Source organism: Leclercia sp. GHBNCSD, from assembly GCF_055805075.1.
In genome coordinates this window covers 1,442,589-1,457,293 of the sequence record NZ_JBQVYO010000001.1, presented here as the reverse complement: position 1 = coordinate 1,457,293, position 14,705 = coordinate 1,442,589, and the positions used below count along the sequence as shown (strand labels likewise).

At 58.3% G+C, this 14,705-nt stretch carries 13 protein-coding genes; 7 read left to right on the top strand and 6 right to left on the bottom strand.

Translation table 11 applies throughout. From position 1 onward, the window contains the following. The first annotated feature begins 144 nt into the window (after positions 1-144). A complete protein-coding gene (locus ACT3IC_RS07110; RefSeq protein ID WP_473476938.1) occupies positions 145-2,529 on the top strand; it encodes a beta-N-acetylhexosaminidase in 2,385 nt (794 codons plus the stop codon). 142 nt (positions 2,530-2,671) lie between these two features. Here ACT3IC_RS07110 and gbpA read toward each other — a convergent pair whose 3' ends face one another. The 5 genes from gbpA to ACT3IC_RS07085 form a co-directional block, all read right to left on the bottom strand. Then, positions 2,672-4,120, bottom strand: coding sequence for an N-acetylglucosamine-binding protein GbpA (gbpA, locus tag ACT3IC_RS07105; RefSeq protein ID WP_159340177.1), 1,449 nt, complete (start codon positions 4,118-4,120; stop codon positions 2,672-2,674). A 184-nt stretch (positions 4,121-4,304) separates the two neighbouring features. After that, entirely contained in the window at positions 4,305-4,691 is a 387-nt protein-coding gene (gene ridA, locus ACT3IC_RS07100) for a 2-iminobutanoate/2-iminopropanoate deaminase (RefSeq protein WP_103178039.1), read from the bottom strand. A gap of 68 nt (positions 4,692-4,759) precedes the next feature. Beyond that, positions 4,760-5,221 carry an aspartate carbamoyltransferase regulatory subunit gene (gene pyrI, locus ACT3IC_RS07095; RefSeq protein ID WP_039030593.1) on the bottom strand — a complete coding sequence of 154 codons (462 nt, stop codon included), beginning with the start codon at positions 5,219-5,221 and terminating at the stop codon, positions 4,760-4,762. A gap of 12 nt (positions 5,222-5,233) precedes the next feature. Further along, positions 5,234-6,166, bottom strand: a complete 933-nt coding sequence (gene pyrB, locus ACT3IC_RS07090; RefSeq protein WP_473476933.1) for an aspartate carbamoyltransferase — start codon at positions 6,164-6,166, stop codon at positions 5,234-5,236. 34 nt (positions 6,167-6,200) lie between these two features. Further along, positions 6,201-6,305, bottom strand: coding sequence for a pyrBI operon leader peptide (locus tag ACT3IC_RS07085; RefSeq protein WP_103178041.1), 105 nt, complete (start codon positions 6,303-6,305; stop codon positions 6,201-6,203). A 203-nt stretch (positions 6,306-6,508) separates the two neighbouring features. On the opposite strand from ACT3IC_RS07085, the gene ACT3IC_RS07080 reads away from it, so the two are divergent. The 5 genes from ACT3IC_RS07080 to ACT3IC_RS07060 all read left to right on the top strand — a co-directional run bounded on the left by ACT3IC_RS07080 (position 6,509) and on the right by ACT3IC_RS07060 (position 13,288). Continuing rightward, the gene (locus ACT3IC_RS07080; RefSeq protein WP_103178042.1) at positions 6,509-6,961 is read left to right on the top strand and encodes a YhcH/YjgK/YiaL family protein; all 453 of its coding nucleotides are present in this window, start codon (positions 6,509-6,511) and stop codon (positions 6,959-6,961) included. A 188-nt stretch (positions 6,962-7,149) separates the two neighbouring features. Continuing rightward, positions 7,150-8,058, top strand: a complete 909-nt coding sequence (locus ACT3IC_RS07075; RefSeq protein ID WP_473476929.1) for a dihydrodipicolinate synthase family protein — start codon at positions 7,150-7,152, stop codon at positions 8,056-8,058. 14 nt (positions 8,059-8,072) lie between these two features. After that, positions 8,073-10,040 (top strand): YjhG/YagF family D-xylonate dehydratase, encoded by a 1,968-nt coding sequence (locus ACT3IC_RS07070; RefSeq protein ID WP_473476925.1) that lies wholly within the window; start codon positions 8,073-8,075, stop codon positions 10,038-10,040. A gap of 239 nt (positions 10,041-10,279) precedes the next feature. Further along, the gene (locus ACT3IC_RS07065) at positions 10,280-11,662 is read left to right on the top strand and encodes a glycoside-pentoside-hexuronide (GPH):cation symporter (RefSeq protein WP_473476922.1); all 1,383 of its coding nucleotides are present in this window, start codon (positions 10,280-10,282) and stop codon (positions 11,660-11,662) included. 12 nt (positions 11,663-11,674) lie between these two features. Beyond that, on the top strand, positions 11,675-13,288 hold the full coding sequence (locus ACT3IC_RS07060) for a glycoside hydrolase family 43 protein (protein WP_473476918.1): 1,614 nt from the start codon (positions 11,675-11,677) through the stop codon (positions 13,286-13,288). A 4-nt stretch (positions 13,289-13,292) separates the two neighbouring features. Here ACT3IC_RS07060 and ACT3IC_RS07055 read toward each other — a convergent pair whose 3' ends face one another. Continuing rightward, positions 13,293-14,051, bottom strand: coding sequence for an IclR family transcriptional regulator (locus tag ACT3IC_RS07055; protein ID WP_473476914.1), 759 nt, complete (start codon positions 14,049-14,051; stop codon positions 13,293-13,295). Between the two features lie 253 nt (positions 14,052-14,304). Between ACT3IC_RS07055 and ACT3IC_RS07050 the strand changes: the two genes are divergently transcribed. Beyond that, complete coding sequence (locus tag ACT3IC_RS07050) at positions 14,305-14,664, top strand: hypothetical protein (RefSeq protein WP_473476911.1); 360 nt, start codon at positions 14,305-14,307, stop codon at positions 14,662-14,664. The last annotated feature ends 41 nt before the right edge of the window (positions 14,665-14,705 follow it).

The window sequence follows — 14,705 nt, the reverse complement described above, 5'->3', positions numbered from 1 at the left end:
TAAGGCGAAGCCGCCGCCCGGCAAATGGCTTTCTTCCCAAATTCAACAACCTGTGATCGCCGTCATCCGCCGCGCTTGACGACAAATTGAGCGCATGTTAACAGAATGTTTTGCCTTTTTCGGCCCGTCAAATAAGGAACATTCATGTTACGGTACAGCCTCTTAACCGCCGGGCTTATGCTCGGCTTTTCTGCGTTTGCGGCCCCCGCAGGCGATCTCCCCCTGATGCCCTGGCCTGCAAAGGTCGAACGCCCCGCCACCCAGGGCACGCTGGTCATTAACAATAACTTCCAGGTGAGCGTCTCCGGGGACGATCTCGGCGACGCGGTGGCACGTCTGCGCCAGCGGGTGGCGCTGCAAACCGGCTGGACGCTCCAGCCGCAGGCCGATAAGCCGGAAAAACCGACCGTCACCATCGCTATCGCCCGCAAGGTGGCGCCCGTGCCGAAACCGGACAGCGATGAAAGCTACAGACTCACCGTCGATGACCGCGGGGTGAACATCACCGCCAACACCCGCTTCGGCGCGCTGCGTGCCATGGAAACGCTGCTCCAGCTGGTGCAAAACGGCCCGGAAAACACCTCTGTACCGTGGGTGACCATTGAAGATGCCCCGCGCTTCCCGTGGCGCGGCCTGCTGCTTGATTCGGCCCGCCACTTTATTCCGTTGGAGGATATCAAACGCCAGATCGACGGCATGGCAGCGGCGAAACTCAACGTGCTGCACTGGCACTTAACCGACGATCAGGGGTGGCGGTTTGCCTCGAAGCGTTATCCGAAACTGACCGAACTCGCCAGTGACGGACTCTTCTACACCCAGGATCAGATGCGCGACGTGGTGCGCTACGCCGCCGCGCGTGGTGTTCGCGTGGTGCCGGAGATTGATATGCCCGGCCACGCGTCGGCCATTGCGGTGGCCTATCCGGAGCTGATGAGTGCCCCGGGGCCCTATGAGATGGAGCGCCAGTGGGGTGTGCTCAAGCCGGTGATGGATCCGACCAAAGAGGCCACTTACGCCTTCGCCGGCGCGATGATCGCTGAACTGGCGGCGATCTTCCCGGATCCCTATCTGCATATCGGCGGCGATGAGGTGGACGACACCCAGTGGAAAAACAACCCCGCCATCCAGCAGTTTATGCGCGACAACAAGCTGGCGGACAGCCACGCGTTGCAGGCCTATTTCAACCGCAAGCTGGAGACGATCCTCGAGAAAAACCAGCGCCAGATGGTGGGCTGGGATGAGATCTTCCACCCGGATCTGCCCAAAAGCATTCTGATCCAGTCCTGGCAGGGACAGGACGCGCTGGGGGAGGTGGCGAAGCAGGGCTACAGGGGAATTCTCTCCACCGGCTTCTATCTCGATCAGCCCCAGTACACCGCCTATCACTACCGCAATGAGATCGTACCCCAGGGGCTGAACAAGGTGGATGTCATCACCGACAGCGACAGCGCCCAGAGCTGGTCCTTCACCCTGCCGCGCCTGAAGGGCAAGCCGCTGGAGGGCAGCTTTACCCTGATAAAAGGCGAGGCGGGCTGGCGCGGGTTTATCGATTTCAGCGGCAAATCCCGGCGTGCGGTGCAGGATATCGTCTGGCGCAGCGACAATCAGGTAACCTTCACCGTCGATACCTGGATGGGGGAGACCCGCCCGGTGGTGAACGTCTCTGACGACAAGATTGACGGCTATTTCCTGCTGGGCAACAGCCGTTATCCGGTGACAGGCCAGCGGCTGGATGCGGTGCCGGAGGGGATCGCTCCGGCGGTGCCGGATGCCAGCCAGCAGGCGAATCTGCTGGGCGGCGAGGCGGCGTTGTGGGCAGAAAACGTGGCGGCGCCAGTGCTGGATATCAAGCTGTGGCCGCGGGCCTTCGCAGTGGCGGAGCGCCTGTGGTCGGCGCAGGAGGTGAACGATATCGACAACATGTATACCCGCCTACAGGCGATGGATAGCTGGTCGACGGTGTCGGTAGGGTTGCAGCAGCATGCCCGCCAGCAGGTGCAGTTCACGCGTCTGGGGAACACCACCGACACCCTGCCGCTGACGATCCTCGCCCAGGCGCTGGAGCCTGCGCACTATTACACCCGTAACCATCTTAAGTTCCAGGCCGGGAACTACGATCTGTTTGAGCCGTTAAACCGCCTGGCCGACGCGCTGGCGCCGGAGAGCAGCCAGGTGCGGCAGATGAATCGCTGGGTTGAGCGGCTGGTGAGCGATGCTGAGGATAGCGAAAGCGCGGAGTCGTTGCGCCATCTCTTTACCCGCTGGCAGACCAACACTCCGGATGCGCTGGCGCTGGCCGAGAACAGCTATCAGCTGAAGGCGCTGAAGCCGGTGATCCAGACGGTGGACAAACTGGCGGCGATTGGGCTGCGCTTAACGGATCTGGTGGCGCGCCAGGGGACGCTGGATGATACGGAGATTGCGTCGATTCAGGGCGAGCTGGATAAGGCGGCGCAGATAGAGGATGAAGTGGTGATTGCGGCGGTCTATCCGCTGGAGAAACTGCTGCGCGCGACGCGCAATCAGTAGTCGGTGAAAATGCCCGGTGGCGCTACGCTTACCGGGCCTACAGAACCCGCACCATTCTGCGGTCACGCAGGCCGGGTAAGGCGAAGCCGCCACCCGGCAAACAGATCGCACAGACCTGTTCACCGGGCATCAGGAGAGCCTATTACTTCAGGGTCCACGCCATCTGCCAGTGGGAACCTACGCCCGGTTCGAACTGGTTAGCCGTCGGAGCGTACTGCACGCAGTAGCCGCTGTAAGGCGCTTTCTTACACTGGTACGTTTTGCCATCTTTCGGCTGCAGTACCACGGTGCCCGCTTTGTAGGAGGCGATGTTCTGCGGGAAGGTGTAGTCATATTTACCCGTCGTACCGGATGACTCCTCGTTCTCCAGCATCATGTCGATCACATCCTGCGCGAACAGTACGCCATCTTTGTTGGTGGCGAAGTATTTCAGCATGTGGTGGCCAGGCGTCACGTCAGTCAGGTTCATGGTCACGTCCTGGTTGGCGTTATTCATATCCTGCTTCAGGTAACCTTTTTCCGCCCCTGCGTGGTTCATCGCACGCGCTTCCAGGCTCACATCGCCCTGGGTATTCACGTGGAAGGTCACGGTTGCTGCGCCGTTCTTGATTTTGGAGAACCGCACGTTGGTGACGGCGATGTCTTCACTCACCTGAGCCTGCTGCTCTTCATAGGAGATCGCGACAGATTTCAGGGTGCTGCCATCTTTCACATAGACGTTGTTCGCGCCGTGAACCGGGTTCACCACGCCGCTCTCATCTTTAACACCGACGCGAACATCGCTGTGCGCGGCGTTGATTGCCTGCGCCAGGTCATAAGACCATTGGCTTGCCTGACCCTGGGAAGCAGAAGAGATGGTCAGCTGGGTGCGCATGGAGACCACTTCGCCATTGGCATCAAAGAAGCGGGCAATCACTTTATCGCCTGCATTGACGTTATTACCGGCGATCTGGCCGCTCAGGGTTTTCGTCCACTCGGAGACCTGAGCCGGGGTTTCGTCAGGGGTCACATTGCCGCCGTTACCGAAATCAACGTCGATAGCCTGGTAGAAGCTGTTAGTGGTATCGGCAATTTCCCATACCGCGTAAATAACCTGGTAGCCGGTACGCTGTGGCACATTACAGGTCATTTCCTGACGCTGAGCCGGAGCCTGGCCATTACCATTTACGGTACAGAATGGGGTGGATTCAAATTGATCGCGGGTCAGCGGTTTATTTGGATTCCAGTCTTGTTTGGTAATATACCAACGCCAGTTGGTGGTTTTATGCGGAGCAGTATGATACCAGGTGAAGGTATTTTTACCGGCGGTAATTGGGGTCTTAGTCCAGGCGTTCAGGCTCTGGCGATCGAGCTGAGAATATTGAGCAATACCGGCGCTGGCCAGCTGTCCATCCGGTGGCAGAGCGCCAGTCGGGAAGCCGGAGGTGCGTTCAACACTCTGTGGTTCCCATTGTACGGAACCACAATCAATATTTTTACCAAGCTTACACATATAAGCGCGGCTGGCCGGAGATTCAACATATCCATGCGCTAAAGCCGATGAAGCAACCGTGAGTGTGGCAAGTGCCAACGCAATTTTAGACAGTTTCATTTTTTATTCCATTAAAAGGGATCAATAATTTCGGGGCAGGGTTAGTTTCCCCAGGAATAAAAAATTAATCATTTCAATCGGCGATGAAAAATAATGGTGAAAATACTTGAAGTCTATTTCCGGCTGTGTATTAAGAAAATAAAAAAGGCAGCCCAGGCTGCCTTTTGCATATCAAAATCAACTATTAGCGGCGCACGGCAATCGCTTCGATTTCGATTTTCACATCTTTTGGCAGACGTGCCACTTCCACGCATGAGCGCGCCGGGAAACTGGCGTTATGCTCGGTGAAGAAGGCTTCGTAGGTGGCGTTGACGGTGGCGAAGTCGTTGAGATCTTTTACGAATACCGTTGTCTTAACGATATCGCCCACTTTCAGGCCAGCGGATTCAACGATCGCTTTGACGTTTTCCAGCGACTGGCGCGCCTGAGCGGAGACATCTTCTGGCACATCACCGGTTTTTGGGTTCACCGGGATCTGGCCGGAGGTGATGATCATGCTGCCAAGATCAACGCCCTGAACGTAAGGGCCAATAGCTGCAGGTGCATTTTCCGTCGCGAGTTCTTTGGTCATGATTTCTCCTGAATAAAAACAAATAGTCCCGGCCATTATAGAAAGCCAGACATGCATTGCCACCTCAATTAGTTGGCCAGCACCACATTATGCGAAAACTCTTTTTCACAATATTTGCATTTAAGTGCGATATCATCCGCGCGTTTTTTCACTGCAAAACTGGAGTTTACCGGCTCAGCATGGCTGATGCAGTTGCTGTTCGGGCAGACCAGCACGCTTTCAATGCGCTCCGGCAGGCTGGGGCGGGATTTGCCCACCACTTCGTAGTCGTCAATGCGGTTAACGGTCGCTTCCGGGGCATAGAGGGAGAGCTGGTTTACCTGCTCGTCGGTCAGGAAGGTGTTCTCAATTTTAATCAGATCTTTGCGGCCCATCTCGCCGGAGGGCAGGTTCAGGCCGATGGTGATGCGCTGGTCGGTTTCGGTCAGTTTGAACAGGGTCAGCAGCTTAAAGCCCACCTGCGCAGGGATGTGGTCAATTACGGTGCCGCGCTTGATGGCTTCGACCTGGAGTTTGTTATCGTGTGTCATTGTCATTTCCCCTTACAGAGCTAAATCGCGATTCAGAACCAGTGCCAGTAACGCCTGACGGGCGAAGATGCCGTTTCCGGCCTGCTGGAAGTACCAGGCGTGCGGCGTCTTATCCACATCGGTGGTGATCTCATCGATGCGCGGCAGCGGGTGCAGCACCTTCATGTTGCTGCGAGCGCCTTCGAGGTCGCTGGTGCGCAGGACGAACTGCGCCTTCACGTTGGCGTACTCCGACGGATCCAGACGCTCTTTCTGCACGCGGGTCATATAGAGAATATCCACCTCGCCCATCACCTCTTCGATGCTGGCGTGCAGGCTCCACTGAATCTTTTTCTCATCGAGCATATCGAGGATGTACTGCGGCATCGCCAGCGCGTCCGGGGCGATAAAGTAGAAGCGGTTGCCGTTGAACTTCGCCAGCGCCTGGGTCAGGGAGTGGACGGTACGGCCATATTTCAGGTCGCCGACCATGGCGATGTTCAGCTTCTCCAGGCGGCCCTGGGTCTCCTGAATGGTGAACAGATCCAGCAGGGTCTGGGTGGGATGCTGGTTGGCGCCATCACCGGCGTTTAGCACCGGAATGCCGCCGGAAAACTCGGTCGCCAGGCGGGCTGCACCCTCCTGAGGATGGCGCATGACGATGGCGTCAACGTAGGTGCTGATGACCGAGATAGTGTCCGCCAGGGTTTCGCCTTTTTTGCCGAGGGAGGTGTTGCTGCTGTCGGAGAAGCCCACCACGCTGGCGCCCAGGCGGTGGATAGAGGTCTCAAACGACAGGCGGGTACGGGTGGAGGCTTCGAAGAAGCAGCTGGCGATCACCTTGTGCTTCAGCAGCTCCGGTTGTGGATTGGCTTTCAGTTTTGCCGCGGTTGCCAGAACCAGCTCCAGCTCTTCACGGCTGAGGTCGTTGATGGAAATGATGTGTTTTTGATAAAGCGGATTCATTTTTATCTCCTGACGCCGGGCAAAAAAAAGCCCCTCAAATGAGGGGCTTCTGGAATAGGGATCGCAACGGGAAGAAAAACAGCAGGCCAGCGTCTGCTTTAAGACGCGCTGGGGCACTCTGTCGAACATGTTTGAGCATGCTTCCTCCTGGCAAATTGTGGGGCATTATACGCAGCCTGACCCGCGGATCAAGCGAATAATGCACACTTTACGCAGCGAAAACGGTTGGGCGTGCATGGTTATGCGCAAGTGCAAATCCCGGGCAAAAAGTGGTGGTATGGCAGCTAAAATTCTCGTATAAAAGTTTAAAATGAAACGTTGTTTTATATTGAGGATTAAATCATGATCGTTGGCAACATCCATAACCTCCAGACCTGGCTGCCGCAAGAGCTGCGCCAGGCGATCGAACACGTTAAAACCCATGTGTCCGATGCTACCCCGACCGGTAAACATGATATCGACGGCAACAACCTGTTCTATCTGGTTTCCGAAGATATGACCCAGCCCTTCGCCGAGCGTCGCGCCGAGTACCACGCCCGTTATCTGGACATCCAGATCGTCCTGAAAGGCCAGGAAGGGATGACCTTCAGCACCCTGCCAAACGGCACGCCGGAGACCGACTGGCTGGCGGATAAAGATATCGCTTTCCTGCCGGAAGGCGAGCAGGAGAAAACCGTGGTGCTGAGCGAAGGCGATTTCGTGGTCTTCTACCCGGGCGAAGTCCACAAGCCGCTGTGCGCGGTGGGCAACCCGGCGCAGGTGCGCAAAGTGGTTGTGAAGATGCTGGTGGCCTGACGCCTTTCCCCTCTCCCGTCGGGAGAGGGAGTTTCATCCTTTCATTCCGTTCTGTGATCAAGCTTAAAAAACAGACACACCCTCGTGTTACCTGATTGTCCTTCGCTTTCTTCGCGTTCTAGTATAAAAGTTAAATAAACGAACGCTGTTCTATAATGTAGAACAAAATGAGTCAGCAAGGAGTTCTCATGCAGCAGACCGTGCAGTTCTCAGGCATTATTCCCCCTGTCTCCACTCTCTTCACCGCCAGCGGCAGGCTGGATGAGCAGGGCAGCGCCGCGCTTATCGACCACATGATCGATGCCGGGGTCGATGGCCTGTTCTTTTTAGGCAGCGGCGGGGAGTTTTCCCAGCTCAACACCGCAGAGCGCAAAGCGATCGCCGAATTCGCCATCGCCCACGTGAACGGTCGTGTGCCGGTGCTGATCGGTACCGGGGGCACCAACGCCCGGGAAACCATCGAGCTGAGCCAGCATGCCCAGCAGGCCGGTGCCGACGGCATCGTGGTGATCAATCCCTATTACTGGAAAGTATCGGAAGCGAACCTGATCCGCTACTTTGAGCAGGTGGCCGACAGCGTTACGCTGCCGGTGATCCTCTATAACTTCCCGGCCCTGACCGGGCAAGATCTGACCCCGCAGTTGGTCAAAACCCTGGTGGACTCCCGGGCCAATATCGTGGGCATTAAAGACACCATCGACTCGGTGGCCCATCTGCGCAGCATGGTCCTCACCGTCAAAGCGGCGCACCCGCACTTTGTGGTGCTGTGCGGTTACGACGATCACCTCTTCAACACCCTGCTGCTGGGGGGCGACGGGGCGATCTCCGCCAGCGGTAACTTTGCCCCGCAGGTGTCAGTCAACCTGTTGCAGGCCTTCCGCGACGGCGACCTGGCCCGGGCAGCGCAGTATCATCAGACTCTGCTGCAAATTCCGCAGATGTATCAGCTGGATACGCCGTTTGTGAACGTGATCAAAGAGGCGATCTCCCTGTGCGTACGCCCGGTCTCCACCCACGTGCTGCCGCCTGCCGGGCCGCTGGATGAGGCGCGCAAGGCGCAGCTGAAAACGCTGCTGCAACAGCTCAAGCTCTGCTGAACCGGAAGGCCACGATGTCGATAGAAACCATTTTTACCCCGCAGGATGACGCCTTCTATTCGGTGATCACCCACGCGGCGGGGCCGCAGGGGGCGCTGCCCCTGACCCCGCAGATGCTGATGGAATCCCCCAGCGGCAATCTGTTTGGCATGACGCAGAACGCCGGGATGGGCTGGGATGCCAATAAACTCACCGGCAAAGAGGTGCTGATTATCGGCACTCAGGGCGGGATCCGCGCCGGGGATGGCCGCCCGGTGGCGCTGGGTTACCACACCGGTCACTGGGAGATTGGCCTGCAGATGCAGGCGGCGGCAAAAGAGATCACCCGCAACGGCGGAATACCCTTTGCCGCCTTTGTCAGCGACCCGTGTGATGGCCGCTCCCAGGGCACCCACGGGATGTTTGACTCCCTGCCGTACCGCAACGATGCCGCCATCGTGTTTCGTCGTCTGATCCGCTCCCTGCCCACGCGCCGGGCGGTGATTGGCGTCGCCACCTGCGACAAAGGGCTGCCAGCCACCATGATCGCCCTGGCCGCGATGCATACTCTGCCGACGATTCTGGTGCCGGGCGGGGCCACGCTGCCGCCAACCTTCGGCGAGGATGCCGGCAAGGTGCAGACCATCGGGGCGCGTTACGCCAACCATGAACTCTCGTTGCAGGAGGCTGCCGAGCTGGGCTGCCGCGCCTGCGCCACACCGGGAGGCGGCTGTCAGTTTCTCGGCACGGCGGGCACCTCCCAGGTGGTGGCCGAAGCCTTAGGTCTTGCGCTGCCCCATTCGGCGCTGGCCCCGTCGGGGCAGGACGTGTGGCTGGAGGTCTCCCGCCAGTCCGCGCGGGCGGTGATCGAACTGGATAATCGCGGCATCACCACCCGCGATATCCTCACCGATAAAGCGATTGAAAACGCGATGGTGATCCACGCCGCGTTCGGCGGCTCCACCAACCTGCTGCTGCATATCCCCGCCATTGCCCACGCGGCGGGCTGCACTATTCCTGACGTGGAGCACTGGACGCGCATCAACCGCAAGGTGCCGCGGCTGGTGAGCGTATTGCCGAACGGGCCAGATTACCACCCAACGGTGCGGGCGTTCCTCGCGGGCGGCGTGCCGGAAGTGATGCTCCATCTGCGCGAGCTCGGTCTGCTGCATCTGGATGCCATGACCGTCACCGGCCAGACCGTCGGGGAAAACCTCGACTGGTGGCAGAGCTCTGAGCGGCGGGAACGCTTCCGCCAGTGCCTGCGCGAGCAGGACGGCGTTGATCCGGATGAGGTGATCCTGCCGCCGGCGCGCGCGAAAGCCCGCGGACTGACCTCCACGGTGGCCTTCCCGGTGGGCAACATCGCGCCGGAGGGATCGGTGATCAAAGCCACGGCCATCGACCCGTCGGTGGTGGGTGAGGATGGCGTTTACCGTCATACCGGCCGGGCGCGGGTGTTCGTCTCGGAAGCCCGGGCGATCAAGGCGATCAAAAACGGCGAGATTGAGCAGGGCGACATCATGGTGGTGATCGGCGGCGGGCCGTCCGGCACCGGCATGGAGGAGACCTACCAGCTCACCTCGGCGCTGAAGCATGTTTCCTGGGGTAAAACGGTCTCGCTGATCACCGATGCCCGCTTCTCTGGCGTCTCCACCGGGGCCTGTTTTGGGCATGTGGCGCCCGAAGCGCTGGCCGGTGGGCCGATTGGTAAGCTGCGCGATAACGACATCATTGAGATTGTGGTGGACCGCCTTACCCTGACCGGCAGCGTGAACTTTATCGGCACGCCACTGGCGCCGCTCACCCCGGAAGAGGGGGCCATTGAACTGGCACGTCGCCAGCCGCATCCGGACCTGCATGCCCATGAATTTTTACCCGACGATACGCGCCTGTGGGCGGCATTACAGTCGGTGAGCGGCGGCACCTGGAAAGGGTGTATTTACGATACGGATAAAATTATCGAGGTTATTAACGCCGGTAAAAAAGCGCTCGGTCTTTAATTATATTTATCGCTCTTGTCGTCTACGGAAAATATTCCGTGGACGGCTTTTTCATGCCTGCTATTTATTTATTTTTACGCTTTTAAAACAGCCATTTGATATATATCGAGCAGTGTCACAAAAGCAAAATAACGTAATTCAGAAATAAGATATGGCCATTGCTGATAAATTAATCAGCTTATTACACTCTATTAACACGTTGTTGTGAATTCAGCACACTAAATAAGGGTGTATTTCTGATGATGCCATTAACCATGAAAGATAAAATTGGCTACGGGCTGGGTGACACCGCCTGCGGCTTTGTCTGGCAGGCGACCATGTTCCTGCTCGCCTATTTCTACACCGATGTGTTTGGTTTATCCGCCGGGATTATGGGCACGCTGTTTCTCGTCTCCCGCGTGCTGGACGCGGTGACCGACCCGCTGATGGGGCTGCTGGTGGACCGCACCCGCACCCGTTACGGCCAGTTCCGCCCGTTCCTGCTGTGGGGCGCGATCCCGTTTGGCCTCGTCTGCATGCTCACCTTCTACACCCCGGATTTCTCGGCCAACGGCAAAGTGATTTACGCCTGCGTCACCTACATCCTGTTGACCCTGGTCTACACCTTCGTCAACGTGCCCTATTGCGCCATGCCGGGGGTGATCACCGCCGATCCGAAGGAGCGCCATGCCATGCAGTCCTGGCGTTTCTTCCTCGCCGCGGCGGGATCGCTGGCGATCAGCGGCATTGCCCTGCCGCTGGTGGGGATCATCGGGAAAGGCAACGAGCAGCTGGGGTACTTCGGCGCGATGTGCGTGCTGGGGCTTTGCGGCGTGGTGCTGCTTTTGGTCTGCTTCTTCACCACCAAAGAGCGCTACACCTTTGAGGTGCAGCCGGGATCGTCGGTGGCGAAAGATCTCAAGCTGCTGCTGGGCAATAGCCAGTGGCGGATCATGTGCGCCTTCAAAATGATGGCCACCTGTTCCAACGTGGTGCGCGGCGGGGCGACGCTCTACTTTGTGAAATATGTGATGGATCATCCGGAGCTGGCGACCCAGTTCCTGCTCTACGGCAGCATCGCCACCATGTTTGGCTCGCTCTGTTCTTCCCGTCTGCTGGGCCGTTTCGACCGGGTGAAGGCCTTCAAGTGGATCATCGTCGCTTACTCCCTCATCAGCCTGCTGATCTTCGTCACCCCGGCCGAGCATATCGCCCTGATCTTTGCCCTCAACATCGTATTCCTGTTTGTCTTTAACACCACCACGCCGCTGCAGTGGCTGATGGCCTCCGACGTGGTGGATTACGAGGAGAGCCGCAGCGGCCGCCGTCTGGACGGGCTGGTCTTCTCCACCTACCTGTTCAGCCTGAAGATCGGCCTGGCGATTGGCGGCGCGGTGGTGGGCTGGATCCTGGCATACGTGAACTACTCCGCCAGCAGCAGCGTGCAGCCGGTAGAGGTGCTCACCACCATCAAAATTCTGTTCTGCGTGGTGCCGGTGGCGCTCTACGTGGGCATGTTCATCATGCTGTCGTTTTACAAACTCACCGATGCGCGAGTGGAGGCCATCAGCCAGCAGTTACTCAAGCATCGCGCGGCGCAGGGCGAAGCCATTCCCGCCGCGGCAACGGCAGCATCTCATTAAGGAGGAGGCTCTATGTACACCATTACCAACCCGATTCTGACCGGCTTTAACCCCGACCCGTCGATGTGTCGCCAGGGCGAGGATTACTACATTGCCACCTCCACCTTCGAGTGGTTCCCGGGCGTGCGCATCTACCACTCCCGGGATCTGAAGAACTGGCGGCTGGTAAGCACCCCGCTGGATCGCGTGTCGATGCTGGACATGAAGGGCAACCCGGACTCCGGCGGCATCTGGGCGCCGTGCCTGAGCTACGCCGACGGGCAGTTCTGGCTGCTCTATACCGATGTGAAGATTGTCGACTCCCCGTGGAAAAACGGGCGCAACTTCCTGGTCACCGCCCCCTCCATCGAAGGGCCATGGAGCGAGCCGATCCCGATGGGTAATGGCGGGTTCGATCCCTCCCTGTTCCACGATGACGATGGCCGCAAATACTATATCTACCGCCCGTGGGGGCCGCGCCACCACAGCAACCCGCATAACACCATCGTGATGCAGGAGTACGATCCGCACACCTGCACGCTGTCGCCGGAGCGCAAAACCCTCTTCACCGGCACGCCGCTCTGCTACACCGAAGGGGCGCATATCTACCGTAAGGAGGGCTGGTACTATCTGGTGGTCGCCGAAGGCGGCACCAGCTACGAGCACGCCGTCGTGGTGCTGCGCTCAAAAACCATCGACGGGCCCTACGAGCTGCACCCGGAGGTGACGATGATGACCAGCTGGCACCTGCCGGAGAACCCGCTGCAAAAAAGCGGCCACGGCTCGCTGCTGCAGACCCACACCGGGGAGTGGTACATGGCCTTTCTCACCAGCCGCCCGCAGCGCCTGCCGGGCATTCCGCTGCTGGGCTCCGGCGGGCGGGGATATTGCTCCCTGGGGCGTGAGACGGGGATCGCGCGCATTGAATGGCGCGACGGCTGGCCATACGTGGAGGGCGGCAAGCATGTCCAACTGACGGTGCCTGGCCCGCAGATGACCGAGAGCCCCGCCGTGGCGCAGACCAACTGGCGAGACGATTTCGACGGCGAGCGCCTCGACCCGGAGCTACAGACCCTGCGCATACCATTTGACGACTCCCTCGGCTCCCTGCGGGCCCGTAAAGGCTTCCTGCGGCTGTATGGCAACGACTCACTTAACTCAACCTTCACCCAGTCCACGGTGGCGCGCCGCTGGCAGCACTTCACCTTCCGCGCGGAAACGCGGATGGAGTTTGCCCCGCGTCACTTCCAGCAGAGCGCGGGCTTGACCTGCTACTACAACAGCAAAAACTGGAGCTACTGCTTTGTCGATTACGAGGAGGGGCAGGGCAGAACCCTCAAGGTGATCCAGCTCGACCACAATGTGCCGTCATGGCCGCTGCACGAGCAGCCCATCCCGGTGCCGGAGAGCGCAGAGAGCATCTGGTTGCGGGTGGATGTCGATCGTCTGGTCTACCGCTACAGCTATTCGTTTGACGGGGAGCAGTGGCACACCGTGCCGGTGACGTACGAGGCGTGGAAGCTGTCAGATGACTATATCGGCGGGCGCGGCTTCTTTACCGGCGCGTTTGTGGGGCTGCACTGCGAGGACATCAGCGGTGACGGCTGCCACGCCGACTTCGACTACTTCACTTACGAGCCGGTATAACGGCTCAGGCCGGGTAGCCCAGCGCGTGAGAGAGCTGGCGCCCGGCCTCCTGCAACTGCTCGCGGAAGCGGGCCAGCTCCTCGTCGTTCACCCGGGAGGTTAAGGTGGAGAGGCTCAGGGCGGCAATGACCCGGGACTCGTGGTTACGCACCGGGACCGACACGCAGCGCACCCCCTGTTCGTTCTCTTCGCTGTCCAGGGCATAACCCTGCTCGCGGGTCTGCGCCAGCGCGGCCAGCAGCGCCTCGCGGGAGGCCAGGGTCGCCGGGGTAAAGGTGGTGTAGTGATAGCCTTCCAGCAGGGTATTCAGCTCGGCCTCGCTCAGCCAGGCGATCAGCACTTTGCCAATAGCGGTAGCATGCACCGGCAGGCGACGGCCAATGCGCGAGTAGGCGATGGCCGCCAGCTTGCCTTCGATCTTCTCGATATAGACCCCTTCGCGCCCGTCCAGAATGCCCAGATGGGTGGTCTGCCCGGTACGCTCCGACAGCGCCGTCAGGAAGTGCTTCGCTTTCTGGCGGATATCCATGGTGCTCACCACGAAGTGGCCGCGCTCAACCAGCTTCATGCCGGGACGATACTTACCGTTCTCCGGGTTCTGATCGATATAGCCGTGCAGTTGCAGGGTTTTGAGGAGCGAGTGGAGCGTGCTTTTGCTCAGGCCCATCTGTTTACTGATGTCGGTAATTTTAAGTTCCGTCGCCTGTTCATTAAACAGATCGAGGATCTGTAAGGCACGTTCAACAGATTGAATAATAGGCATAAGATCGGCATATCCGTGCTGGAATTAAGGCAAAAAAGTACCCTGTTTACGCTGAAAAATCAATCGACCGGGGAGGCGGGAGCGCTATTCCTCTCACTATTCGTGGCGGTTAAATTTGACTTAAGGGAATATTGAGGCTTATTAACCATCTTTGAAAGAATAGGCTGTACCTATTATCGCATTTTAATTGTTCTTTTACACTTATTGATCGTATGGCTTTCCGCTTTTCGCATAGTTCGTTAAAGGTATTTTGATGACCGCATCTAAAACATGGATCACTTTGGGTACGATTGCCAGTCCGGCCACAGGAACATTATTTTCAAAAATTCTTACGCAGCATAATCATAAATATATTCTCTGGTATAACGGAGAGCGGCTTTTTAAACCTGGCGATCAAATAAAAGTATTATATAACCGTCTATTCGTGAATGACGAGCTATGCGATATCAATATTCTGCAAATTGATAAATACAGCCACACCCTGTGGCGCGTGATGCACAATATGTCCAGATGCCCCGGCCATCGCGACCCGGAGAGCAAACAGTGCGATGCCCCGGTAAAATGTATTTTTAAAAAGTGCCCTTACGGTAAGGTGCGGGTAACAGCAAATTAATATCCCTAACGGATAATTTGAAAAGCAGGAGGGCCAAAACC

Bases quoted from the DNA above. Each gene is read 5' to 3' on its own strand.
- ACT3IC_RS07110 (WP_473476938.1), top strand. From the start codon at position 145: ATGTTACGGTACAGCCTCTTAACCGCCGGGCTTATGCTCGGCTTTTCT.
- gbpA (WP_159340177.1), bottom strand. From the start codon at position 4,120: ATGAAACTGTCTAAAATTGCGTTGGCACTTGCCACACTCACGGTTGCT.
- ridA (WP_103178039.1), bottom strand. From the start codon at position 4,691: ATGACCAAAGAACTCGCGACGGAAAATGCACCTGCAGCTATTGGCCCT.
- pyrI (WP_039030593.1), bottom strand. From the start codon at position 5,221: ATGACACACGATAACAAACTCCAGGTCGAAGCCATCAAGCGCGGCACC.
- pyrB (WP_473476933.1), bottom strand. From the start codon at position 6,166: ATGAATCCGCTTTATCAAAAACACATCATTTCCATCAACGACCTCAGC.
- ACT3IC_RS07085 (WP_103178041.1), bottom strand. From the start codon at position 6,305: ATGCTCAAACATGTTCGACAGAGTGCCCCAGCGCGTCTTAAAGCAGAC.
- ACT3IC_RS07080 (WP_103178042.1), top strand. From the start codon at position 6,509: ATGATCGTTGGCAACATCCATAACCTCCAGACCTGGCTGCCGCAAGAG.
- ACT3IC_RS07075 (WP_473476929.1), top strand. From the start codon at position 7,150: ATGCAGCAGACCGTGCAGTTCTCAGGCATTATTCCCCCTGTCTCCACT.
- ACT3IC_RS07070 (WP_473476925.1), top strand. From the start codon at position 8,073: ATGTCGATAGAAACCATTTTTACCCCGCAGGATGACGCCTTCTATTCG.
- ACT3IC_RS07065 (WP_473476922.1), top strand. From the start codon at position 10,280: ATGATGCCATTAACCATGAAAGATAAAATTGGCTACGGGCTGGGTGAC.
- ACT3IC_RS07060 (WP_473476918.1), top strand. From the start codon at position 11,675: ATGTACACCATTACCAACCCGATTCTGACCGGCTTTAACCCCGACCCG.
- ACT3IC_RS07055 (WP_473476914.1), bottom strand. From the start codon at position 14,051: ATGCCTATTATTCAATCTGTTGAACGTGCCTTACAGATCCTCGATCTG.
- ACT3IC_RS07050 (WP_473476911.1), top strand. From the start codon at position 14,305: ATGACCGCATCTAAAACATGGATCACTTTGGGTACGATTGCCAGTCCG.